The organism is Photobacterium sp. MCCC 1A19761 (assembly GCF_037389125.1).
GTDB lineage: Bacteria > Pseudomonadota > Gammaproteobacteria > Enterobacterales > Vibrionaceae > Photobacterium.
In genome coordinates, this window is the sequence record NZ_JAZGTF010000004.1 from 210023 (window position 1) to 233994 (window position 23972).

Here is a 23972-nt window from a genome sequence, read left to right on the forward strand (position 1 = left end):
CCATGAAAAAGCCGCCTTCAGACGAAGGCGGCTTGGTTATTGACTGAATATCGTCTCAAATGACTTAGTGGTACGTACACATGCGCTTGCCGTCCACTTCGACAATATTAAAAGGGGTTTCGTATATCTCACTCAGCACCGACGCCTGAATCACGTCATTGACGGTGCCGCTGGCCACCACTTCACCACGTTTCAGCGCGATAATGATATCGGAATAGCAAGCGGCAAAATTGATATCGTGGATCACCACCACCACCGCCTTATTCATGTCACGGGCCAGGCGCTGGATATTCTTCATAATCTGAAGCGAGTGTTTAATGTCGAGATTATTCAGCGGCTCATCCAGGAACACATAGTCTGTGTCCTGGGCAATCACCATCGCAATAAATGCCAGCTGACGCTGCCCCCCACTCAACTCATCGAGGTATTTATGCTGAATTGCAGTCAAGCCGAGGTATTCAATCGCATTATTGATTTCCTCCTGATCCTGCGTATTCAGCTTCCCTTGCGAGTAAGGGAACCGGCCGAAAGCGACCATTTCCCGGACGGTAAACCGCATGGTGATATTGTTGGCCTGGCGCAGCACGGCCAGCTTCTTCGCCAGCTGCTTGGTATCCCACTCTGCCAGATCTTTGCAGTCAATCACCACGCTCCCGCTGTCTTTCGGCAACAGGCGACTCGCCATCGACAACAAGGTACTTTTCCCGGCGCCATTGGGGCCGATAATGGCGGTGACTTTCCCTTTTTCGAACTGGGCACTCGCCTGACTCACCACTTTACTGTGGCCGAAGGTTTTCGTTAATTTGTCTACGATAATCATCACGGACCTACACAATCTTGTTTCTGAACAACATCGACAGGAAGTAAGCCCCACCAATGAAATTGATCACCACACTTAACGTGGTTTCGAACTGGAAGATGTTTTCGATCACCCACTGACCCGAGAGCAACGCGCACACTGCTAGCAACGAGCAGCCAATCATCAGCACTCGGTGATGATAAGTCCCGAACGCTTCCCGGGCCAGGTTGGTCACCAGAAGGCCGAAGAACATGATCGGGCCAACCAGTGCCGTCGAGACCGCAATCAGAAATGCCGACAACATCAGCACCTGCATGGTGGTTCGCCGAACATCCACGCCCAGGCTGATGGCGTTATCATGATCCAGCCAGAAAACATCCAGCACCCGGTTCATCCGGAACAGAGCCACACTGGCGGCCACCAGCAACGGCAAGCACAGATACACCAGCTCAACTTTCACATTACTGAAGCTGGCAAACAGATTGGCCTGAACCGTCGAAAACTCGTTCGGATCCATCAACATGGTGAAAAACGACGAGACATTGATAAACAGCTGGCCGAGGATCAGTCCCAACAACAAGAGGGTGAATAAATTCCGGCCCTGCTTGGCAAAGTAAAAGCCAAACAACAGCAGCGAAAACAGCACCATCACCCCGGCAGAGAGCGAGAAGTTCAGATAAGCATTGAGGCTGTAAGCGCTGAAACTCCCGAACAGCGTCACCACGCTGACCTGCGTCAGGACATACAGCGAATCAAAACCCATGATGCTGGGGGTCAGAATCCGGTTATGGGTGATGGTCTGGAACACCAAGGATGATTGCGCAATCGCCACCCCCGCTAGAACCATCGCTAACACCTTCGGCACCCGGCGGGACAGGAAATACGCATAGTTATCCGCATTGAGCCCGACACCGATAAATAAGGCAGCAAACACCAGTGAAGTGATGCCCAAAATCCAGAGCTTACGACTATCCGACACGTTTTTGCCCTCCCAGAATCAGGAAAATAAACACGCCGCCGCCCAAAATGCTGATCACCATTGAAATCGGCACTTCGTACGGGAAGATGATCAAGCGGCCGATCAGGTCACATCCAAGTACCAACAAGGCGCCACATACCGCCGTCAACGGAATATTCTTGCGCAAATTATCGCCAAAGAAATGACTGACCAGGTTCGGTACAATCAGCCCCAAAAACGGGAGCTGGCCGACAATCATCACCACGCTGGCTGCAAGCACCGAGACCAGCAGCACGCCAATCGTGACCACTTGCTGATAATTCAGCCCCAGGTTCACCGCAAAGTCTTTGCCGAGCCCGACGGCGGAAATACGCGTCGCATAAAGATAACTGAAAATCGCAATTGGGACGGCTATATAGAGCAGCTCAAAATCCCCTTGCAGGATATTGGCAAAATTGGCCACCGTCCAACCGGACAAGTTCTGCACCGCATCGTATTTATAGGCAATAAACGTTGCGGCAGAGTCGACGACATTGCCGAAAATAATGCCGATCAATGGGATGAAAATGGCGTTTTTGAACTGGATCCGTTGAATGAACTGCACAAATACCAGTGTACCTGCCATCGCAACCCCGAAGATCAGCCACAGGTTGTGGCCGTGTCCGAACAGGACCAGGCTCAGCACATATCCCAGCATGGCACACTCGATGGTGCCGGACGTGGAAGGTGCAGCAAACCGGTTCTGGCTGATTTGCTGCATAATGAGTCCCGCGATGCTTAAACCAGCGCCGGCCAGCAAAATTGCCAGCAGCCGTGGCAGTCGGCTCGTTAAAAGCAAATGCAGCGAACTCTCATCCCCAGCCATCACCTGGCTGAACGACAGTTCGCTGACACCAACAAATAACGAGGCCAGACTTAAACCCGCGAGAACAAGCAATAACTTTTTCAAAGCTAACCTCAGCTTGTCGGGCGGTTCAATCAGAGACCGATGGACTGTTTCACATCACTGATCATCTGCTCGGTCGCAGTCACGCCCGAAATCGACACATACCAGGCGTTCAGATCCAGGAAGGTCATCTTGTTGTTCTGGTAAGCTTGGGTCGCTTTGATCAGATCATTTTCAAAATCCTGACGCGTTGTGCTCTCGCCTTTATTCACCAGCTTGTCGCGGTCAATAATCAACAGGGTCTGCGGATTGGCTTTACGAATGTACTCGTATGAAATCAAGTCGCCATGATTACTGGTTTTGACACTTTTCGCCGCTTCTTTAAACCCGAAGTCTTTATAAATGGCAGAGAAGCGCGATTCGGCACCGAAAGTGGTAATGTTGCCGCCTGAACTCATCACGGTCAGCGCATTCACTTCATGTTTCTGGTTGTAGTCACGAACGGCCTTGAACTCAGCGTCCAGTGCATCAATCTTCTGCTCAACCTTGGCTTCAATAGCAAACACTTTACCCAGGTTCCGCCACTGCTGTTTCGTGCTTTCCCAGTAGCCTTTATCGCTCTCGGCGGCAAACACAATCGTCGGCGCAATCTTGGACAGTTCGTCATAACTGGTCGATGCACGCGCGCCGGCAATAATCAAATCCGGCTTTTGCATATAGATGGTTTCAAAATCCGGCTCGAACAGACTGCCCGCAGCAGCGTATTTTGCATCTTTATACTTGTGCAGGTATTCAGGAAGCTGCGCTACCTTATTCACCGCCACAGGTTCAATACCAAATTTGTCCACAGCATCCAAGGCGCCCATGCCAAGGACAACGACACGTTTTGGCGTCTCTTTAATGACGGTTTCCCCCATCCGATGTTCAATCGTGACCGGAGCGGCTAATGCGGGTAGTGAGGTACAAAGACCGAGTAATACTGATACTGCAATTTTGTTCATAAGAATTAAAAACCTTAATGAAATCCATTATCATAAACGTTTGCAATATACTCGCAGTTGGCACCGTATTCAACCTATTGGACATCCATCCCATAGAAATCAAACTGACCATCACAATAACCGAACAGTCAGGTTGAATAATCAACAATCCGCGATCAAAAAAAGGGGCTGATAGCCCCTTTCATCGCAGGTTGAACCTCCCCGTAATATCCATGAAATGAATATTATTGGGCGATAAAATACATATCTTTGGCGTAAATGTTGCCTTTCGGGTTATTTTCCGGGAAGCCCTGCAAAGAGTCGCGCACCAGACGCGTATGGTTATAGTGATAGAGCGGGATCACCGGTGAGTTCTCCAGGAGGATCTGCTCAGCTTGATTGAACAATGCATAGCGCTGGGCCTTTTCAGGTGTGTTCGCGGCCTGATTGAGCAAACGGTCAAAGGTGTCATTGCAAAATCCGCTTTCGTTGCCGACATGTCCACAAGTGAAGCTTTCCAGCACTGAGGACGGCTCTGCAAAGTCGCCAAATGCATACGAGCGGGCCACGGTAAAATCCCCGGTCGATTTGGCCGCCAGATAGGCATTCCATTCCATGTTTTCCAACTCGACTTTTACCCCCAGCTGTTTCCACATCGAGGCAATCGCCAGGGCGATTTTCTTATGGTTCTCACTGGTGTTGTAGGTCAGCTTCACCGTCAACGGTTTCGCTTGGCTATATCCAGCCTTGCTTAACAGCTCGCGTGCCTGTGCGAGCTTCTCCTGTCGGGATTGCACCGCAAACGCTGGTACCGGTGCCTGATAGCCCGGAATAATGTCCGGCACGACAGAATAGGCCGGTGGCTCGCCCTGGCCGGTCACTTTCTCCACCAGCAACTGCCGGTCAATCACCAAATTCAGCGCCCGGCGTACATCCGGATTATCAAACGGCGCCACCCGGGTATTAAAGGCATAGACGTAAGATCCCAACAGCCGCAACGCTTTAATCTGTTCAGGATTGGTTTGTTTGAGCTTCTGGTAGTATTCCAGCTGGACCCGGTTGGTCATATCAATTTCGCCAGCCCGGTAACGGGTCAGTTCAGCGTTTTGTGAAGAGAGTGCGAGATAGGTGACGCCATCGATCACAGTTTTCTCGTTGTCCCGATAGTAGGGATTTCGCACCACCTCAACTTTTTCGTTCGGCACCCACTGTTTCAGCACATAAGCACCATTGGAAACGAAGTGCTTCGCACGGGTCCAGGCGTCCCCGTATTGCTCCACCACCGCACGGGGAACCGGGAAGAAAGTTTTGATGCTCATCAAGCTGATGAAATACGGCGTCGGCTGCGCCAGGGTAATGACTAACGTACCGTCATCCGGCGCCTGAACCCCGAGCGTCGAGGCGGGTTTCTCCCCGGCAATAATGGCCTCGGCGTTCAGCACATTGGCGGTCTGAAAATAAAAGCTGGTGGTATTGCCGGTACTCGGATCCACCGCCCGTCGCCAGGCATACACAAAGTCGTGTGCAGTCAACGGCGAACCATCAGACCACTGTAACTGATCACGCAATTTGAACGTGATGGTTTGGCCGTCTTTTGAAATCGTCCAGGATGCCGCCTGCCCCGGGATGGTTTCTCCTTGCAGGTTTTCAATCACCAGCCCTTCGAACAGATCATTGACGATCACATCGCCCGGACTACCCGAGCCTACCAGGCCCGGATCAAGGGTATTCGGCTCTGCGCCGTTTGCTCGCACCAAATATTGCTCTTTCGCCAGGGCCACCCCGCTCGGTACTTCAGCCGCCAAGGCTGACCACGTCGGCATCCCCAAAACAGCACTGACCAAGGTTGATAACAGAATCTTTTTCAAGATAAATTCCTTCTTTTATTTCATAAGCTTATAGTCAAACGATGCAAGCAATCATCGCGGCACCGATAAGACCCGAAGCGCAACCTGAATTCAACATCCATATCAGACTAAGTTATTCCATATTCCTCTAATAAACGCCAACCCGGACTTCACAAAAAACAACGGGCGGTCAATTGCGTCGCGAAACTTTGTGTCGCATCGAGAGCTTTGGGAACATCAGGAATTGAGTGAATGGCGAAAGCACAGACAGGGGAAAATCAATAAAAGAGGGAGAAAACTGAGGAGTTAAAGAAATTCATGAGCCCTAATGGGCCCATGAAACAAGCGTGTCTGCAGAAGCGCGACTTCTCAACAGAACAAGCGCCTTATCACATCAACGCTTCTTGTCTGAGTGGAACGCAAATTTGCTATATACATTCCCTTCCTGGGTCACAGCCCGGTATTTTACAGATCGGGAGTTCGTCACTGAGATCGGTAAAAAGACCCGGCCGTTTTCGTCCGTTTGATATTTCTGACGCACCTGCGGCAAATTAACAACGGACACCGTCGCGTTCGCTGCCGGTGCACCTTGATGGGTCACCGTCACCCAGGCACCGTTTTCCCTGTCAGAAATCTTAATATCGGCAAAAGCTGAAGTCGACATGGCGACTGCCGCGGCTGCCAGTACAAGTTGCGCTTTTTTCATAGTTCTTCTCCGTCATCTGTACATCGCTGCCCGAAAACAGCATGCCCATCACACAATGAGGAACAGTGGGCTCCTTGTAATCATAGTCTCCCTGCGAAGAAAGTTGCTGCATATTCAGTCAACCTCATGAGAATCCCGGGTGGAACCCACTTCAGACTATAAGTAAAAAATGACTTCTTCCGTATTGAATCAAATAGCGAGATTGACTACTATCTTGCCTCTTATGATACGCGTCACCTAATAAGGGACATGTATATGAATAGGGACAAATAAGGAACAATAATGAAAAAACTAATCACCGCGGTGGCTATCGCTTCTGCAGTTCTCGCTGCACCAATGTCAATGGCTGATGGAAAAGCATCATCAGGTCTGAACCCTTGGACTGACTGTGGTATCGGTGCCATGATTTTTGAAGATATCGCTCCAGCAGCGGCAATATCGAATGTTATTTGGGATCTGGGTACAACTGCTGTGACCTCTGCAGGTCTGTCTGTAAACACTTGTGCCGGAGCCAATGTGAAGACAGCGATGTTCATCCAGCAAAGCTACAACAACATCATTGAAGAAACAGCGATTGGTAACGGTGAACACATCACAGCCATGCTTGATCTGCTGGAAGTCACTCCAGCCGCTCGCGCTGACGTGATCGCGGCAGTCCGTGCTGACATGGCGGGTATCGTTAGCCAGCCAAACTACGCGAATGCGACCACCGCTGAAAAAGCTGAGCTTTACTACAACGCGCTGATTGCAAACACTGCAGCCTAATCTCTCGCGATGTATTGAAAAGGCGGCCTGGGGCTGCCTTTTTTCTTTCAGCTTCGGTTTTTCTTTCTGCCTCGGTAGCCACCCTCTTGCGTAGTTCTTCATCCATGTACAAACACTCCTTGCTCCCGGCACTGCTTTGCATCAGCCCTGCAATCGCCCAGACGGCACAAGCCGCAGCCCTCGATGAACCCTGGCTTGCCGCACAGCAGCAACAGTTAGCCCAACACCCGACTTGGCTCAAGCTGGGCCACTATGAAAAAAGCACTTTTTCAAGCGTGCTTGCCAGTGAGGTGACATCAGAGCATTTTTTTCTGGCACCTACGGGAAAAACATCCCCGGCAGATGAACTGAGCGCAACCATCGCCGCCATGCTGCACAAAGAGACCCAGCCGAATGTATCTGCCCAATGCCGCTTTCCTGCCAGAAAACACTGGCTGTCGCAAATGTTACCGGGGTTCGCACAAGCCCTGCCGACCGTTGCGTGTCCGGAGTATGCAGCGCATGCCGCTGAGCACAGGGCGAACTCGCTCAGCCTGCTGTTTGCATCCGGCTACTTGGGCAACCCGGCTTCAATGTACGGCCACCTGCTGGTGAAACTCAATAATGATGACAAAACGCAACTCCTTGAAAACACCCTGAACTACGGGGCCATGGTGCCACCAGAGGACAATAAACTCAAATACATCACCTGGGGTATTTTTGGCGGATACCAGGCACAGTATTCATCCGAACCATTTCATCGCCACAGCCAGATTTATAACGAAAATGAACTGCGTGATCTTTGGGAATATCAGTTGGATCTGACCCAGGAGGAAGTCGACTTTATCCTGGCCCATCATTGGGAAATCCATGATAAAACTTTTACCTATTATTTCTTCAAACAAAACTGTGCCTACCATATCGCCAAACTCCTAGAGCTGGCGGTTGACGGTTCGTTGTTAAATACCCGAAAGCCCTGGGTCATGCCCTCCGATGTCGTCGCTGGTGTCGCCGGGGTGAACCGGGATCAGACGCTGGCCAAGGCAATCCGGAAGCATCAGTCACGACAGGAAGCGTTTTATCAAAAATTTCATCGGTTAAACCATCGAGAACAGGCTGTCGCAGAAGCCCTGGCGCAAGATATTGAAGCGCTGAATCAGTCTGCTTTTCACAATCAGAGTACACTGAGCCAGCAGCGGATTATTGAAACACTGTTTGATTACTACAGTTTTCTGGAAGTCTCTTTAGATGGGCTTGACCCCGAACAACACGACGCCAAACGGAAACTGCTCGCCAAGCGGTTTACCCTCCCGGCAACGCCCGTTGACTGGAAAGCACCGGCGGGCACACCGCCGCATGAAGCGCAGTTTCCTTCATTCATTCAACTGGCGCCAACCTACAACTCCCGCTTGGGCGAAGGGGTCGAATTACGGTACCGGGCCAATTATTATGACTTGCTGGCCCTTGATGCCGGACGTCTGCCCTTCTCTGAACTTTCGATGTTTGATCTCTCGTTGCTGTACCGAGACGATCAATGGCGCCTCAAGCACTGGGACTTGTTCCGGATCCAGAACCTGAACGTATCCAGCACCGGACTTCCCCATGACGGTGGCAACAGCTGGACTCTGCGTGTCGGGGTGGCCAATGTTGACTTCGCATGCGACGACTGCCTGGTGGCCGGGATCTCCGGTTCCTTGGGAAAAAGCTACCGCCTGAATCAGGAGAGTGCAATTTACGGCATGCTTGATGGCAAACTGCAGGCTCCTGATCGGGAACGTGGCCACGTTAAAGCCGGTGTCTCCGCAGGATTAATTTCCCGGGTGACCCCGTATTGGCGGACATCCCTGGCTGTCGGCTATCACTACTATCTGGATAATACCGCACAACACGGGCACAGCTTGGCCTGGGAACAGCGCTTCGGGCAGGCGAAAGACTGGGATATCCGGACTCAAGTCAGCTACGACGGAGCAACAGAAACCAGTGTGTCTTATCGATATTACTGGTAAGCCTGGTCGTGAACACTACACTAAGGACACGTGGAAAAGGGGGAGATACCGTTGCGTAAGTTCTGGATCATCATCATCTGTACTTGGCTCACCACCAGCCTGACCGGTTGCGAAAGTCTGTTTTTCTGGCCAACAAAGAAAATGGCACCAACACCTGAGATGTTTGATTTTACCAAACGGGATCGGTTCTTTCGTACCGAGGACGGCACAATCATCCATGGTTGGCAAATTCAAGCCAAAGGCCCCGAGAAAGGCACCATCTTTTTTCTGCACGGTAACGCGCAAAACCTGAGTTTTCACGCCGCAAATGTTTATTGGCTGGCCGAACAAGGCTGGGAAGTGATACTAATCGACTACCGTGGCTACGGACGCTCTGTCGGTCGTCCCGATTTTGCTTCGGTGCAGCAAGATGCGTTGGACAGCTACCGGATGGTACGCGCTCAACAAGGTGTCAACCGACCGGTGATTGTCTGGGGGCAAAGCCTCGGGGCATCCATCGCCATTAACATGGTCGCTGAGCTGCCCCCCGCCGAGCGGCCACAGGGCCTGATCATCGACAGTACCTTCAGCTCACACCAGAAAATCATGCAGCAGACCTTAGGCAAGTCCTGGCTGACCTGGCTTTTTCAGTATCCGCTCAGTTGGACAGTGACCAATCACTACGCGCCGTCACTGGCTATCGCGAACATTCAGCAAGTGCCGATTCTGATCACGCATAGCACCAACGATCCTTTAATTGACGAAAGCCACGCACAGACCCTGTTTGACCTGGCGAACGGCCCCAAACAGTTATGGCTTTCCGAACAACCGGGTCATACTACGATTTGGCAGGATGAAGCATGGCGGGAAAAATTGTTCTGCCAACTCGAAAGCTGGCCGGCGCTGAAACCTCAGGAGCAGGCCTGTAGCAAGATGGCCGAGGATGCCGGCTCCCTTGTTCTCTCACAACGCTAAACCAATTCTCGGTCGCTCCACCACTCAGCAGGACGGTAGAGGTCCCGCAGAGGAAACGACCTGGTTTCGTCCTTGTAGTTTCGCGGTGTACAAGCGCTCATCGGCGATACGCAGCACATCATCTTCACTCAGCCCTAGGGCAAACTGCGCTATGCCCAGACTCACCGTCACCCCAATAGAGCAGCCCTGCGTGACAAACTCTGTCGTTTCGATCCCTGCCCGGATGGACTCAGCAAGCTGTTCAGCGCCACTTAAGTCCTGCGCCACCACAACGCAGAACTCTTCTCCCCCCTGACGATACACCGCGTCTTCTCCGGCAATGCCTGCAAGACAGCGAGTCACTTTTTTCAGGACATCGTCACCCGCCTCGTGGCCGTAGGTATCATTGATCTGTTTAAAATGGTCGATATCCAGCACCAGAATCGACAGTATTTTCTTCTGCCGACGTTTTGCCTGAATGTCTTTTTTAAATGCCAACCGATTTTTGGCCCCGGTCAGCGCATCCGTCAATGCCAGCACATGCAGGGCCTGCTCAATTCTATCTCGATTCGATTCATAAACATGAGACACGCCAAGAATACTGATATAGCAAAAAGAGAAATTGATGATCACCGGGATGATCTGGAAAGGCGGGTCGACTGGCTTCTTAAAAAATAGAATAGCCATCAGGACAGTCAGTGACGCCAGCGAAACAATGAACCCCTGCTTTTTCCCCAATAATAAATAAAACACAATGGGGAGCAGAAAAGCCCACATATAGACCCCCATCACCAGCGGCTTGGCATATATCGCATAACTCACCAACACAAAAAGGAATAGCAAATAACAATTCTTTTCCCTTAGCGTATAAGTCTGACGCTTGGATTTTACATATAAGAAATATGACAGGACGGCAAAAATACCTTCGATCAGAGCGAACAGATAAGACTGGCTCCAAAGTATATTGGCTACAGCCATCAGGGCGGCCAATACCCCTAAGGCGATACACATGCCCCCGAGCACGCGCGCGCGCAAGGTTTGCGTTCCATCAAAAGCGTCAAAACGCATAAAAATCACATTCCTTAATGAAAATCAACGCATTAGAATACAGAAGGCCCATCCTAATTACAACTTAGTTAATAATACTCCAGAGGAAACAGATCTGTGTGTACCCGAATATTAAACACTATCCATCCCGACTTTCCAGTGGCCTCTCGCAATATGGACTGGTTCTGGCCGGTCAATGCTGCCTTATTTACTTTTCCTGAAGGTGAACGACGAAACGGCTTATCCGAAGCTGCCCGAGCTCATTTTGAACTCGAACAATGCGACGTGTTTTCCTGGGTTTCAAAATACGCCAGTATTGCGAGTGTGATGGGGGATGAAAATACAGATTACTCCACCATTGACGGCATGAACGAACCCGGGCTCGTTGTCAACGCGCTGTATGATTCCGATTCAAGCTATGGCGAGCTAAAATACCCAAAGGGGAAACCCGTCCTCAGCGCACTTCGCTGGGCTCAATTTGTCTTGGATTCTTTTGCGACCGTTGAGCAAACCACGGCATACTTCCGCACCGTCCCGTTCCAGCTTATTTCCCAGCCGGTTCCGGATCACTCGGCGATGCAGGCAGCACTCCATCTGGCCATTTCTGATCGCCACGGTGACTCCGCAGTGATCGAAGTCAGGCAAGGTGTTTTCCACGTCCACCACAACTCGGCCGATCGTATTGTCACAAATCAACCTGACTACCATACCCAGCAGACCCTGACCCAGTATTGGCAGTATCAGTGGGGGATCCCACCGGCAAACAATCCCCATCCGATCCGTTATGCAGTCCCGGGCGGGAACAGCTCCACCCAGCGCTTTGAACGAGCCAGCTATTATCTGATGTTTTCCAAACCGGCCACCTCGCATCAGGCTGTGATTGCCCAGACGCGCTCGCTGGCAGCCACATGCGCGGTGCCGATGCACTTCAACCCCGAAGGGAGTGATCGCGCGTCCTACACCATCTGGACCAATCTCAGCGATCCGGTCGGACAGCGATATTACTTTATCGACACCGAAACCATAGCTCCGGCATGGCTCAGTTTTTCGCAGGCCATTTCACAATGCCGGAAAGTCACTGTACAACAGGAATCGCCAGCCGCGACAGGGCTAGAGATACGCATCGGCGATCTACAAGATTTACTGGTGCCATGTGCAAACCCGTACCTTGGGTAAACCGTACACTTTGAGGTAACAACTGCAGTCCGGGGAAGACCCGGACCCGACGCCAGGCAGTCGCAGTCGCAGTCGCAGTCGCAGTCGCAGTCGCAGAGAATAGAACCACGAGAAAAGCAAAAAGCCCCGACAGTTCTGTCGGGGCTTTTCTGAATTTGGAGCGACACGCGAGGTTCCTAATCTTCAAGGAACCAGGCGTGACCTCAACCTTAATAAGGTCGCGCTCTGCATGCAAAAAACCCCAGCATTTCTACCGGGGCTTTTCTAAATTTGGAGCGACACACGAGGTTCGAACTCGTGACCTCAACCTTGGCAAGGTTGCGCTCTACCAACTGAGCTAGTGTCGCATAATATTCTCAAGAGAGAATGGAGGCGCGTCCCGGAGTCGAACCGAGGTCCACGGATTTGCAATCCGCTGCATAGCCACTCTGCCAACGCGCCATTTTGTTTATACCGATTGTGAGGAGTCCTCCGCTGCGGTACGGGATGTAATTTACTGATTTTGAAAAATGAGTCAATAAAAAAGATGACAACTTGATGTCAACTGCTTAAAAAGCAGCACATTCAATGACTCTTTACCCAAGATGTATCATTTTCAACCAGGCAGTTTGTACAAAGAAGTTGTACAAAAAAGCCCGGGGGCAACAAGCACACCGGGCTTTGAACAGAGGCCCTCAGGCATCCGGTAAGAACAGTGTCAGACTCAGCTTACAGACCACTGAGACAGTGAACGTTTGAAGTCGTCGTAACCGAACTCGTTCAGCTTCTCGATGTCACCATTCTGGCGCTGGCAGTAAATCGACGGCATTTTCAGACCGTTGAACCAGTTCAGCTTCACCATGGTGTAACCGGCACTGTCCATAATGTGCAGGCGCTGACCAATTTCCAGTGGCTGCTCAAACGAGGTCACACAGAACTGATCGCCGGCCAGACATGAACAGCTGCCAATCACATAGGTATGCTCGCCCTGCTCGCTGGCTTCCGCAATCGAGGCCGGCTCGTTATAAATCAGCGTATCGAGACGGTGCGCTTCTGTAGCACTGTCCACAATGGCTGTTTTCATTCCGTTCTCGACAATATCCACCACAGTCACGACCAGATCCGCCGTCTTGGTGATAATGGCTTCGCCCGGCTCCAGGTACAGCTGCACCCCATGCTTTTCAGAGAAAGCTTTCAGAGCCGCAGCCAGCTTCTCCAGTTCGTATCCCGGCCAGGTAAAGAATACACCGCCGCCCAGGCTGACCCACTGAAGCTGATCCAGATAGGCACCGAACTTGTCCGAGATAGCGTCCAGCAGCCCGATGAACGCATCCGCGCTCTTGTTCTCACAGTTCATGTGGAACATCACGCCGTCGATCGTCTCGAACACCGCCGGATCCAGATGATCGGCCTGAACGCCCAAACGGGAGAACTGACGCGCCGGGTTCGCCAGATCCTGCCCGGCATAGCTGACACCCGGATTCAGGCGCAGGCCGACAGAGGCTTTCCCTTCAACCAGGTGGCGATGCGCTGCCAGCTGAGATTGCGAGTTGAAGATCATCTTGTCACAAATTTCGGCCACTTCGCGGACATCATCTTCACTGTAACCGACGCTGTAAGCATGCGTTTCACCGCCAAAGGTCTCATACCCCAGCTTGACCTCATTCGGGCCACTGCTGGTGGTCCCATCCAGGTACGGTTTAATGATGTCAAAGACACCCCAGGTCGAGAAACACTTCAGTGCCAGAACCAGTTTCACGCCCGACAGCTCTTTCAATCGCTTGGCGATTTCCAGGTTGGCGATCAGCTTGGCTTCATCAATCATGAAGTAAGGAGTTTTTAGTTCGCTTTTTTGCATAGATTCAATCACTTTAATAATCGAACAAAGCCGATGCTCTTTGCATCGGCTTTTAGGTCTCTACAAGATTAAGGCGTCTCAGGATTTTTTGCCGTATTCACGACAAGAACCGAGTCACTCAACCCCTTACTTCAGGATGTTAATCAGCGGTTGACCAACTTCCAGCTCCTGAACACCCCAGTCCAGACCGATACTTGGCATGGTTTCCAGGAACGGATCCGGGTCCAGTTGCTCCATGTTGAACACGCCTTTACCAGCCCACTCGCCACGGAAGTACTGCAGCGCAGCCGTGATCGCCGGAACACCGGTGGTGTAAGAGATGGCCTGGTGCTCCACATCTTCGTAAGCCACTTCGTGGTCTGCGTTGTTGTAGATAAACACGCTGCGCGCTTTACCGTCTTTGGTTCCCTGAACCCAAGTACCGATACAGGTTTTACCCGTATAGCCCGGAGCCAGAGAGGTTGGATCAGGCAGCAGCGCTTTCAGCACTTTCAGCGGCTCAACGACAGTACCGTCTTGCAGCGTTACCGGATCCGGGCTCAACAGGCCGATGTCACGCATGCAGTTGAAGTAGTTCAGGTAGCGATCACCGAAGCCCATCCAGAACTCGATGCGCTTGGCCGGAATGAACTCTTTCATTGAGCGAACTTCGTCGTGCGCCATCGAGTAAACTTTGTGGCTGCCCACTTCCGGGAAGTCAAACTCCATCATACGGGTGTGACATGGCACTTGTTTCCACTCACCGTTTTCCCAGTAGAAAGAGTCGCCCTGAATTTCCAGCATGTTGGTTTCAGGATCGAAGTTGGTCGCGAATTTCTTGCCGTGATCACCGGCGTTCACGTCCATCACGTCAATGGTGTCAATTTCATCAAACAGGTGCTTCACGGCGTATGCCGCAAATACGCTGACCACGCCCGGATCGAAACCGGCGCCCAGGATCCCGGTGATGCCCGCTTCTTCGAACTTCTCACGGAATGCCCACTGCGGATCGTAAGCTTCAGGTACTTGCTGGCCTTCGCTACACAGGTCAACCGCAACCGACGTATCCAGGTAAGATACTTTCGCCTGGTAACACGCTTCCATGATGGCTACGTTTACCCACGGTGGTCCGGCATTAATGACCAGATCAGGCTGAACTTCTTGAATCAGTGCAACCAGCGCATCCACATCATCAGCGTTTACCGCACGCGCTTCCAGTTTCTTTGAAGGATCCTTCAGGTTGTTCTTTTTCTTGATCGATTCAATGATCTGGTCGCACTTTTTCACCGTGCGGGATGCAATGGTGATATCACCCAGTACATCGTTGTTCTGGGCCGCTTTATGGGCAATAACCCAACCTACGCCGCCTGCACCAATTTGTAGAATTGCCATAGTTTTCTGTCTTCCGTTATTAATTTTGGTCTCTCGTTCTGCCTGGTCCGAATCATTCAGGCCAGGCAGCTCCCATAGTCATTATCAATTACTGGGTAATCGCTTTCGCCAGCTGATTGATATCGTTAAGTAAAGTTTCAAAATCCGCCATCGTCAGGCAAGGATTCAAAATGGTGAATTTCAATGCCACCTGGCCGTCCACAACGGTTTCGCCCAGCACAGCAATGCCTTTCACCAATGCTTCAATACGTAGTTCCTTGTTGAACTGATTCAGATCCACAGCCGGGTTTCCGATATAACGGAACAGGACTGTCGACAGCGCCGGATCGGCCAGCAGTTCAAATTCAGCAGACTGGTTAACCATATCCGCGACTTGCTGCGTTTGACTCAGCAGGTGATCATACATGGCACCCAGTGCATCAGTACCCACGCATTGCATGGTCATCAGCACTTTCAAGGCGTCGAAACGCTTGGTGGTCGCAATCGACTTGTCCACCAGGTTCGGCAGCAAATCATCTTCACGGTTCAGGTAATCTGCATGATGCAGCAGATACTTGAAGTTCGCTTTGTCACGCACCAGCACCGCACCACAGCTGATTGGTTGATAGAACAGCTTGTGGAAATCCACGCTCAGCGAGTCTGCACGCTCGATCCCATTCAGACGCGCCTTATGGCGGCTCAGGATCAGGGCACCACCGTAGGCACCATCAACATGCAGCCACAGCTGATGTTGGTCAGCGATGTCAGCCAGACCGGCCAGATCGTCAATCGCACCGTGATCCGTCGTCCCTGCGGTTCCCACCAGAGCGAATGGCAGCAGACCTTCCTGCTTCATGCTCTCCAGAGTTGAAACCAGCGAAGCCAGGCGAATCGTGCCGTCCGGGTTGGTATCCACACAGGTGACCGCATGCTCACCCAAGCCCAGCAGCGAGGCCGACTTCTGTACAGTAAAGTGCGACTTCTTCGAGCACAGGATGCGCAGTTTACCCGCGTACTCCGGCAAGCCGTTTTTCTGGATGTTATGGCCGGACATTTGATCAGCTGCCCAGTCGCGCGCCAACAGCAAGCCCATCAGGTTGCTCTGGGTACCGCCACTGGTGAAGACACCATCCGCACCGGCGCCATAGCCGTAAACGCCGCTCAGCCAGTCCACGACCTTCTGCTCAACAAACGTTGCCGCACTGGCCTGGTCCCATGAGTCCATCGATTGGTTCAATGAGCTGATGAAGGCTTCGGCCGCAACCGCAGGGATCAACGGTGGCGTATGCAGGTGCGCGATACAGCTCGGGTGCTGCACCATGATCGAGTTTTTGGCAATCAACTCACCGGTTTGTTCAATCACGGTTTCCAGCGGCAGTTGCTGGTTGTCCAGATCGATGTTGTTGATCAGGTTTTTCAGCATCAGCGGCTCAATGCCGGAGTACGGCGCGTCCGTTGATTCAAAGACCTGCTTCAGCACCTGAGTGGTCTGGTTCAGTGCCGCTTCCAGCACATTGGCACCGCCTTCACCGGTGTGGATGAAGTGGGCACGCCACTTTTCCTGCTCGCTGTCGGTGTCCGTTTCGGCAATCATGGCCGGACCCGCGGTCGCCAGAATCGCGTTATACAGCGCATCCAGTGCGAAATCGAGTTGCTCGTAGCTGATGATCAATGGCGGCAGGAAACGCAGGACAGAGCCCTGGCGGCCACCTTTTTCAATGATCAGACCACGCTCCAGCGCGGCACGCTGAATGCTCATGGTCAGCGCCGGATCCGCCTCCGGCTCACCAAACTTGTTCTTGGTGCCGTCCGGCTTCACAATTTCAACGCCCAGCATCAGGCCTTTGCCGCGAACTTCAGCAATACAGCTGGTTTGGCGGGCAATACGCTCCAGCCCTTCGCGCAGGTACTGACCGGCTTTGGCTGCGTGCTCAACCAGGTTGTCACGACGAATAATTTCCAATGCCTTGGCACCGGTCGCCATGGCCAGCTGGTTGCCGCGGAATGTCCCGGTGTGTTCACCCGGACGCCAGGTATCAATTGATTTATCAAAAATCAGCAGCGACATCGGCAGACCGCCACCGATGGCTTTTGACAGACACAGAATATCCGGCGTGATGCCCGCTTCTTCGAATGCGAAACGATAACCGGTTTTACCGATACCACACTGGATTTCATCCAGGATCAGCAGAATGCCGTGCTCTTTGGTGATCCGGCGCAGTTCCTGCAGCCAGAACGCCGGCGCTGGGATCACCCCGCCTTCGCCCTGAACCGGCTCAACAATAATCGCCGCCGGCTTTTGCACGCCGCTCTCGTCATCGTTCAGCATACGCTCAATGTAACGAATGCTCTGTTTGGCACTCTCGTTGCCTTTCAGGCCAAACGGGCAGCGCAGTGTATATGGGAATGGCAAGAAATGCACATCAGCCATCAGACCCTGACGACGCGCTTTAGTGCCCAGGTTCCCCATCATGGCCATGGTGCCGTTGGTCATCCCGTGATATGCACCATGGAACGCCGCCATGGTGTTGCGACCTGTGGTTTGCTTGGCCAGTTTAATAGCCGCTTCCACAGCATCGGCACCCGACGGGCCACAGAACTGAATGCGGGCATTTGCCGCAAAGTCGTCCGGCAGGAAGTTCATCACTTCTTTGATGAACTTGTCTTTCACCGGCGTGGTCATATCCAGGGTCTGATACGGCAGACCCTGATTCAGCTGATCGATGATCGCCTGATTAATTTCCGGGTGGTTGTAGCCCAACGCCAGCGTACCGGCACCGGCCAGACAATCCAGGAACACCTGGCCCCGGCTGTCTTCGACAAGCACACCGGCGGCTTTTTTGATTGCCAGCGGCAGGCGTCTCGGGTACGAGCGAACCTCAGACTCATAGTGCTCCTGACTCAGCAGAAGCTCATCCGGGGTTAAATCGTATAAATCCTGTACATTCGGTACAGTTGAATCTAGCTTGATACCATCAAAATCAAACACATTACTCATGAGTGCGATCCAAAAAAGTTAATCCGCTGCCAGCGGTAGGCTGAGCACATATCAATCTGACTACAAAAACACACAACCACCTGTCATGCCCTTGTGGGAATTTCAGGTGCCAGGGTGAGATATCAGAGGTATATTCTCTGCCTGTAAACACAAACTCACCATCAGCCAACGCCGATGAAGTCACGGGTTTACAGCCAATAAGCTGTATCATTCGAGGATGGGATCAAGGCTCAGTAATAATACTGCAATTCGGTAAGACAAAGCTGATTTGTGAATTAGATATTAGCGTAATCACTGTTGGGTTCCTTCAATATGCTCCTGCGTTACTTCTGGCAGGCTAGCGCTATCAATGCCCTTCTACTGACAGTCGGTCTGTCAGTACCTACGACCGCTGTGATGCAATCAGCCTGAGTTCATCACAGCGCATATGTCTCAGAAAGCCGTCGTCTGAGATTGCGCAGAACGTAACATAGTGTTGATGGAAATGACAAACATTATTTTTTACTCGACGGTTATATTTTTATGACAATCCCATCTTGTACAACATAATCTACCCGCTCGGCACCGACTTAACCGAATTCCTGCCTCCGTCTATGGCACAATCGACGCCAGGGCGTATAATGCAACAAAAAATTTTATTGTTGCATTAAGTTTATCAATCATGCGAAACACCGACGATTTTCTGATCTTTTACCACCTGATTGAGCAAGGCTCATTCAGCAAGGCCGCCGAACATATTGGCCTGACGAAATCCGTGGTCAGTAAGCGCATGACCCGGCTCGAAGAAGAGCTCGGGGTCCAGTTGCTTTACCGAACCACCCGCAAGCTGACTTTGACGGAAGCCGGAGAAGTCTTCTTCAGCCACGCGCGCGAAGTCTATCTGTCGGTGCAAAATGCTGAAGATGCCATGAGCGGTCTCGGAGAAAGACTGTCAGGCACCATCCGCATCACAGTCCCGACCATTTCCGGTGAGCTGATCCTGCCCAAAGCCATCGCGGCGTTCAGCGAAAAATATCCGGACATCACCATTCAGATGGATCTGGACAACCGGTTTGTCGATATCGTCGAAGAAGGCTATGACCTGGCCATCCGTACCGGAATGCTGCCGGACTCCAGCTACATTGCCCGACGCCTAGTCGAAGCGCAGTGGGTCATCTGTGGTGCCCCGGCTTATTTCGACCGTCGCAAAGCCCCGAAGTCATATCAGGAGCTGGATAAACACAATTGCCTGGCCTATTCCTATCAGGAAACCGGGGCAACGGAATGGCTGTTTCATGGCAAGACCGGTCCGTTTACCGTCAAGGTTCAGGGTAACTTCAGCACCAACAACGCCTCATCCCTGCGCAGTGCTGCCCTGCTAGGACAGGGACTGGTGTATGTCCCGCGCATCCTGGTGGCCGACGATCTGGCCCGGGGCGATCTGATCGAGGTGTTGCAGGATCAGGTGGCCAAACGGCTCGGGATTTACGCCATCTATCCGTATACCCGCCAACAACCGGCCAAAATCCGGCTGTTCATTGAACACCTCTACCAGTGCTACCAGGCGCACAAAGACAAGTTCTGACCGCAATTCGGGCAGATCTGGTGAGGCGCAATATGCGCCTCACCAGATCACGGGTTAGCCCGCGACCGGCTGACTGACCTTATCCACCAAATACAGAATCGAACGATACTCGATGCCGCTGTGCTCCGACAGGCCAATCTCACAGGTACGGCTATTGGAATACCCTTCCCGGCAGTCTTCCGGCACCTGCGCCTTCAGTGGCGACAGGGCCGCGGCATTGAGCTCCGGCGTGGTAAAGCCTTTATCACCGGCGAAACCGCAACACTGGATATCCTCCGGGATAATCACCTGGGTTGCACAGGCCTCTGTGACTTTCTGCATCACGCCTGCCAGGCCCTTCCGCCGAGAGGTACAGGTAATGTGCAGCATCACCGGTGCTTCCTGTGGGGTGATTGTCAGCCGCGGCATAACGAACTCCGCGACAAACTGAAACGGCTCGTAAATGGTCAGATCGCTGCGCAGGGTATCTTTACTCAGGCTCGCACACGGACTGGTATCCATCAGCACCGGTAACTGGCCCTGCTCAGAAGCCTGCCACAAAGCAGCCTCGAGTTGCTGGGCTTTACTGGCGGCGGTTTCCGGGAACCCCTTGCTTTGATACGGCATACCGCAGCACTGGCTATTGAGGTTCTCCGGGATCACCACCTCATAGCCGGCTTTGCCCAGCAGCGACATCGTCACGTCTGAGAGTGTTCTAGGATCCATGGCCTGCTTCTCGGTCCCCATGTTCCGCGAGGCGCAGCTCGGGAAGTAGACAATTTTCTCCCGACCAATCGCGTTGATCTTCAACCCAGACGACAGGCGCAGCTTCCCGGCAGAGCGCGGCATATGAGGCGTCCAGAGTGGCAGCCGGTTACCGGACAGTTTGCGAGCCGCTTGGCTCACCGAGCGCATCGCACTGCTGCCCAACACGCCGTGTATGCCGTCGGCGGCGCGAAGTCCGACTCTGGCCGCGGCCGTGACGCCATCAAAGTGATCCGCCGTCCAGCGGGCAATCGTGGTTGCCATCGCCGAATGGTTCGCCCGAAGTTTGCGCATCAGATCGCCGATGTTGATATCCACCGGACACCGTTCGGCACACAAACCGGTCGCGGCACAGGTATCAATCCCCTGGTACTGGAACGCCTTTTCAATCTGCACCAGTCGTGCCGGGTCTTCATTGCTGCGGCGCAGGCGCTGGATCTCCCGATACACGGTATTACGCTGACGCGGTGTCAGCGACAGGTTGCGCGACGGACACACCGGCTCGCAGAAGCCACACTCAATACACTTATCGATCAGTGTATCGGCCGCAGGCATCGCTTTGAGATCTTTGACGTGAGCATCGCGGTCGTCATTAAGAATCACCCCCGGGTTGAGGATCCCGGTCCGGTCGAAAATCCGCTTGATTTGTTGCATCAGGGCATAACCTTCACTGCCCCACTCCAACTCGACAAAGGGGGCCATATTTCGCCCGGTCCCGTGCTCAGCTTTCAGTGAGCCCTGATAATCGACCGCAACCAGCTCGGCCACCGCATCCATAAACGCGCCATAGCGGGTGATTTCAGCGTCGGTATCAAACGCCTGGGTGAACACAAAGTGCAGATTCCCCGCCAGCGCATGACCGAAGATGATCGCTTCATGGTATTCGTATGTGGTGAACAGCTCCTGCAACTCACGTACCGCCGGCGCCAGTTGCTCAATTGGGAAGGCGACATCTTCAATAATCACCGTGGTGCCGGTTTCACGCACCGCGCCTACGGCCGGGAACAGGCCTTTCCGGACACCCCACAGCTGCGCGCACACTTGCGGATCCCGGCTAAACGGGACGGCTTCGATCGGGGCGAAGCCGTTGATCAGCGCCGTCAGCGCGTCCGCCTGCGCGGTCAGGCCTGGATCATCTTTCGCATGGATCTCGACCAGCAACGCCGCCGCTTCCGTATTACCTTCCGCCCCCAGGCGAGCAATAAAGTCCGGCATCCCCGGCTTGTCCGCTACCGACGCCAGCGCGCGGCTGTCCATCAGCTCCACCGCCGCCACCTGGGTCTTGCTCAGCTCACTTACGGCCCGACAAGTGGTTTCGATATCCGCAAAGACAAATAGTCCCGACGCTTTAAAGGCATGATCCACTACTGTGTTGTAAGTGATATCGGCGATGAAGCCCAGAGTACCTTCCGAGCCGATCAGCAAATGCTGCAGAATCTCGATTGGATCGTCATAGTCCACCAAGGCGTTCAGGCTGTAGCCGGTGGTATTTTTCAGCCGGTACTTGTGGCGGATTTTTTCGGCCAGCGCCGGATTATCCAGACAGCTTCGCGCCAAGGCTGACAAGTCATCCAGCATCTCGCCGTGGCTGCGACGAAACGCTGCCACACTCTCGTCATCCAGGGTATCCAGCACGGTGCCATCCGCCAGAACCACCGTCATTCCCGCCAGGGTTTTGTAGCTATTCTGGGCTGTGCCGCAACACATGCCTGACGCGTTGTTCGCCGCAATGCCGCCAATTTTACAGGTGTTGATCGAAGCGGGATCCGGACCGATTTTACGCCCGTACGGCGCCAGGAATTTATTGGCATCCGCCCCAATCACGCCCGGTTGCAGCCAGATTTGTTCGCCACCCTTTAAGATTTCATGATGGCGCCAGTTTGTCGTCAGGGTGATCAACACCGAATCGGACAAGGCCTGGCCCGACAAACTGGTTCCGGCGGCCCGGAAAGTGACAGCGATATTCAGGGCGTAACACGCCTTCATCGCAAAAACCACTTCCTCCAGGTTATCCAGCTGCAGAATCAGCTTCGGGATCAGGCGGTAAAAACTGGCATCGGTTCCATAGGCCAGCGTCAGGGTCGGATCGGTGATGATGCGCTGCGCATCAATGCGCTCCTGTAGCTGTGCAATCAGGGTGTTATATGGCTGCTGCATGGCGGCTCCGTGTACTTCATCCATAGGGATTTTTTATTATGTGCTGCCGGACAGGTATGAAACACACCGGAACAGGCAGTGGTTGGAATAGCCGTATTTTATCGGGGGGATATTAGCAAATAAATAAACTCGGATTCACAAGCCTGTTGCAAAAAGTTTACCAATCGCTCATAAACGAAGTTTTGCTGCACCGGGAGGGAGAGAAAAGAGAAAAAATGTGAAAGATGAAAGATGAAAGATGAAAGAAAGAAAAAACGCCAGATACAAAAAAACCAGCATCATGCTGGTTCTGTTTCTCCCTGAGAGAAGGAGATATGGAGGCGCGTCCCGGAGTCGAACCGAGGTCCACGGATTTGCAATCCGCTGCATAGCCACTCTGCCAACGCGCCTCTGAATTGTTACCATGTCGGGTGACCCCGTTTGGTATGGCGGCCATTTTACAGATTCACAGAAGCGTGTCACGCAAAAAATGAAAAAACAGGCTCGTTCGACTTATTTTTCACCAGAACCTTCAAAATAACAGCTTACTGCATAGTAATCAGGCGCAACATTCCGCCACCTCACCATCATCAACCAAGCTTGCGATCAAAAAAAGCGGCATTCACTGCCGCTTTTTTTCTCGAATCTCACTCAGGTGCGCCTTACACGTCTTCGGAATTCAACAAATCGTCTTTCGCCGCCCGAAGATAAACATACATTGACCAGTAGGTGAGCACCATCGCCACATACAGGGCAATATAACCGACCCAAACCAGCAACTCATTCGGGTGCCACAACAACACCAACAACGCGAACATTTGGGAGCCGGTTTTAACCTTGCCCACCCAGGAAACCGCCACGCTCGATCGTTTGCCCAGCTCTGCCATCCACTCCCGTAGCGCAGAGATGATAATTTCCCGGCCAATCATGGTCACAGCCGGAATCGTCACCCAGACCGAGTGGTAATGTTCAACGACCAGCACCATCGCCGCAGCGACCATCACTTTATCGGCAACCGGATCGATAAAAGCACCAAAACGAGTAGTCTGGTTGAGTTTACGCGCCAGATATCCGTCGAACCAGTCAGTAACACCGGCAATGAAGAAGATCAGTGCAGTCGCAAAAGGTGCCCAGCTATACGGCAAATAAAAAGTAACCACAAAAAAAGGGATAAGCAGCAGCCGGATGAAACTGAGGATATTCGGGATCGTTAAACGCATAATGAATAGTTCTTATGATTAATTATTTTTCAGGGTGCCGC

General features: G+C 52.6%; 17 protein-coding genes and 3 tRNA genes. 5 read left to right on the plus strand and 15 right to left on the minus strand.

The window, feature by feature from the left end:
- Window positions 1–64: 64 nt before the first annotated feature.
- The 6 genes from vctC to VV869_RS07530 form a co-directional block, all read right to left on the minus strand.
- Window positions 65–820: an iron chelate ABC transporter ATP-binding protein VctC gene (gene vctC, locus VV869_RS07505; protein ID WP_337734364.1), complete on the minus strand. Its 756-nt coding sequence runs from the start codon at window positions 818–820 to the stop codon at window positions 65–67.
- 7 nt (window positions 821–827) lie between these two features.
- The gene (locus tag VV869_RS07510; RefSeq protein WP_337734365.1) at window positions 828–1778 is read right to left on the minus strand and encodes an iron chelate uptake ABC transporter family permease subunit; all 951 of its coding nucleotides are present in this window, start codon (window positions 1776–1778) and stop codon (window positions 828–830) included.
- Window positions 1768–2706, minus strand: coding sequence for an iron chelate uptake ABC transporter permease subunit VctD (gene vctD, locus VV869_RS07515; protein WP_261602438.1), 939 nt, complete (start codon window positions 2704–2706; stop codon window positions 1768–1770). Before vctD ends, VV869_RS07510 begins: the two co-directional genes overlap by 11 nt.
- 29 nt (window positions 2707–2735) lie before the next feature.
- Window positions 2736–3644 carry a siderophore ABC transporter substrate-binding protein gene (locus VV869_RS07520; RefSeq protein ID WP_337734366.1) on the minus strand — a complete coding sequence of 303 codons (909 nt, stop codon included), beginning with the start codon at window positions 3642–3644 and terminating at the stop codon, window positions 2736–2738.
- 224 nt (window positions 3645–3868) lie between these two features.
- Window positions 3869–5446, minus strand: a complete 1578-nt coding sequence (locus tag VV869_RS07525) for a peptide ABC transporter substrate-binding protein (protein ID WP_337734394.1) — start codon at window positions 5444–5446, stop codon at window positions 3869–3871.
- A gap of 418 nt (window positions 5447–5864) precedes the next feature.
- Complete coding sequence (locus VV869_RS07530; RefSeq protein WP_337734367.1) at window positions 5865–6176, minus strand: hypothetical protein; 312 nt, start codon at window positions 6174–6176, stop codon at window positions 5865–5867.
- Window positions 6177–6458: 282 nt separating this feature from the next.
- Here VV869_RS07530 and VV869_RS07535 point away from each other — a divergent pair, with 282 nt between their 5' ends.
- The 3 genes from VV869_RS07535 to VV869_RS07545 all read left to right on the plus strand — a co-directional run bounded on the left by VV869_RS07535 (window position 6459) and on the right by VV869_RS07545 (window position 9880).
- The gene (locus VV869_RS07535; RefSeq protein WP_337734368.1) at window positions 6459–6941 is read left to right on the plus strand and encodes a DUF3015 family protein; all 483 of its coding nucleotides are present in this window, start codon (window positions 6459–6461) and stop codon (window positions 6939–6941) included.
- A gap of 104 nt (window positions 6942–7045) precedes the next feature.
- Window positions 7046–8926, plus strand: a complete 1881-nt coding sequence (locus VV869_RS07540) for an Lnb N-terminal periplasmic domain-containing protein (protein WP_337734369.1) — start codon at window positions 7046–7048, stop codon at window positions 8924–8926.
- Window positions 8927–8977: 51 nt separating this feature from the next.
- The gene (locus VV869_RS07545) at window positions 8978–9880 is read left to right on the plus strand and encodes an alpha/beta hydrolase (protein WP_337734370.1); all 903 of its coding nucleotides are present in this window, start codon (window positions 8978–8980) and stop codon (window positions 9878–9880) included.
- A gap of 24 nt (window positions 9881–9904) precedes the next feature.
- Here VV869_RS07545 and VV869_RS07550 read toward each other — a convergent pair whose 3' ends face one another.
- Window positions 9905–10927 (minus strand): GGDEF domain-containing protein, encoded by a 1023-nt coding sequence (locus VV869_RS07550; RefSeq protein ID WP_337734371.1) that lies wholly within the window; start codon window positions 10925–10927, stop codon window positions 9905–9907.
- Window positions 10928–11023: 96 nt separating this feature from the next.
- Between VV869_RS07550 and VV869_RS07555 the strand changes: the two genes are divergently transcribed.
- Window positions 11024–12082: a linear amide C-N hydrolase gene (locus tag VV869_RS07555; RefSeq protein WP_337734372.1), complete on the plus strand. Its 1059-nt coding sequence runs from the start codon at window positions 11024–11026 to the stop codon at window positions 12080–12082.
- 271 nt (window positions 12083–12353) lie between these two features.
- Here VV869_RS07555 and VV869_RS07560 read toward each other — a convergent pair.
- The 5 genes from VV869_RS07560 to VV869_RS07580 all read right to left on the minus strand — a co-directional run bounded on the left by VV869_RS07560 (window position 12354) and on the right by VV869_RS07580 (window position 18267).
- Window positions 12354–12429 (minus strand) — tRNA-Gly (locus VV869_RS07560).
- Between the two features lie 20 nt (window positions 12430–12449).
- Window positions 12450–12523: transfer RNA gene (locus VV869_RS07565), tRNA-Cys, on the minus strand.
- A gap of 262 nt (window positions 12524–12785) precedes the next feature.
- Entirely contained in the window at window positions 12786–13919 is a 1134-nt protein-coding gene (gene nspC / locus VV869_RS07570) for a carboxynorspermidine decarboxylase (protein WP_337734373.1), read from the minus strand.
- 126 nt (window positions 13920–14045) lie between these two features.
- Window positions 14046–15290 (minus strand): carboxynorspermidine synthase, encoded by a 1245-nt coding sequence (locus tag VV869_RS07575; protein ID WP_337734374.1) that lies wholly within the window; start codon window positions 15288–15290, stop codon window positions 14046–14048.
- An 88-nt stretch (window positions 15291–15378) separates the two neighbouring features.
- Complete coding sequence (locus tag VV869_RS07580) at window positions 15379–18267, minus strand: pyridoxal phosphate-dependent class III aminotransferase (protein ID WP_337734375.1); 2889 nt, start codon at window positions 18265–18267, stop codon at window positions 15379–15381.
- 661 nt (window positions 18268–18928) lie between these two features.
- Here VV869_RS07580 and VV869_RS07585 point away from each other — a divergent pair.
- A complete protein-coding gene (locus VV869_RS07585; RefSeq protein ID WP_337734376.1) occupies window positions 18929–19831 on the plus strand; it encodes a LysR family transcriptional regulator in 903 nt (300 codons plus the stop codon).
- A 54-nt stretch (window positions 19832–19885) separates the two neighbouring features.
- On the opposite strand, the gene VV869_RS07590 is transcribed toward VV869_RS07585, so the two are convergent.
- The 3 genes from VV869_RS07590 to pgsA form a co-directional block, all read right to left on the minus strand.
- Window positions 19886–22732 carry an FAD-binding and (Fe-S)-binding domain-containing protein gene (locus VV869_RS07590; protein ID WP_337734377.1) on the minus strand — a complete coding sequence of 949 codons (2847 nt, stop codon included), beginning with the start codon at window positions 22730–22732 and terminating at the stop codon, window positions 19886–19888.
- A gap of 315 nt (window positions 22733–23047) precedes the next feature.
- A tRNA-Cys gene (locus VV869_RS07595) sits at window positions 23048–23121 on the minus strand.
- A gap of 252 nt (window positions 23122–23373) precedes the next feature.
- Window positions 23374–23931 (minus strand): CDP-diacylglycerol--glycerol-3-phosphate 3-phosphatidyltransferase, encoded by a 558-nt coding sequence (gene pgsA / locus VV869_RS07600; RefSeq protein WP_337734378.1) that lies wholly within the window; start codon window positions 23929–23931, stop codon window positions 23374–23376.
- Window positions 23932–23972: the final 41 nt, after the last annotated feature.

What these genes read in the sequence shown, in the direction of transcription:
- vctC (WP_337734364.1), bottom strand. Translation starts at nt 820, where the DNA reads ATGATTATCGTAGACAAATTAACGAAAACCTTCGGCCACAGTAAAGTG.
- VV869_RS07520 (WP_337734366.1), bottom strand. Translation starts at nt 3,644, where the DNA reads ATGAACAAAATTGCAGTATCAGTATTACTCGGTCTTTGTACCTCACTA.
- VV869_RS07525 (WP_337734394.1), bottom strand. Translation starts at nt 5,446, where the DNA reads ATGCCGACGTGGTCAGCCTTGGCGGCTGAAGTACCGAGCGGGGTGGCC.
- VV869_RS07530 (WP_337734367.1), bottom strand. Translation starts at nt 6,176, where the DNA reads ATGAAAAAAGCGCAACTTGTACTGGCAGCCGCGGCAGTCGCCATGTCG.
- VV869_RS07535 (WP_337734368.1), top strand. Translation starts at nt 6,459, where the DNA reads ATGAAAAAACTAATCACCGCGGTGGCTATCGCTTCTGCAGTTCTCGCT.
- VV869_RS07540 (WP_337734369.1), top strand. Translation starts at nt 7,046, where the DNA reads ATGTACAAACACTCCTTGCTCCCGGCACTGCTTTGCATCAGCCCTGCA.
- VV869_RS07550 (WP_337734371.1), bottom strand. Translation starts at nt 10,927, where the DNA reads ATGCGTTTTGACGCTTTTGATGGAACGCAAACCTTGCGCGCGCGCGTG.
- nspC (WP_337734373.1), bottom strand. Translation starts at nt 13,919, where the DNA reads ATGCAAAAAAGCGAACTAAAAACTCCTTACTTCATGATTGATGAAGCC.
- VV869_RS07575 (WP_337734374.1), bottom strand. Translation starts at nt 15,290, where the DNA reads ATGGCAATTCTACAAATTGGTGCAGGCGGCGTAGGTTGGGTTATTGCC.
- VV869_RS07580 (WP_337734375.1), bottom strand. Translation starts at nt 18,267, where the DNA reads ATGAGTAATGTGTTTGATTTTGATGGTATCAAGCTAGATTCAACTGTA.
- VV869_RS07585 (WP_337734376.1), top strand. Translation starts at nt 18,929, where the DNA reads ATGCGAAACACCGACGATTTTCTGATCTTTTACCACCTGATTGAGCAA.
- VV869_RS07590 (WP_337734377.1), bottom strand. Translation starts at nt 22,732, where the DNA reads ATGCAGCAGCCATATAACACCCTGATTGCACAGCTACAGGAGCGCATT.
- pgsA (WP_337734378.1), bottom strand. Translation starts at nt 23,931, where the DNA reads ATGCGTTTAACGATCCCGAATATCCTCAGTTTCATCCGGCTGCTGCTT.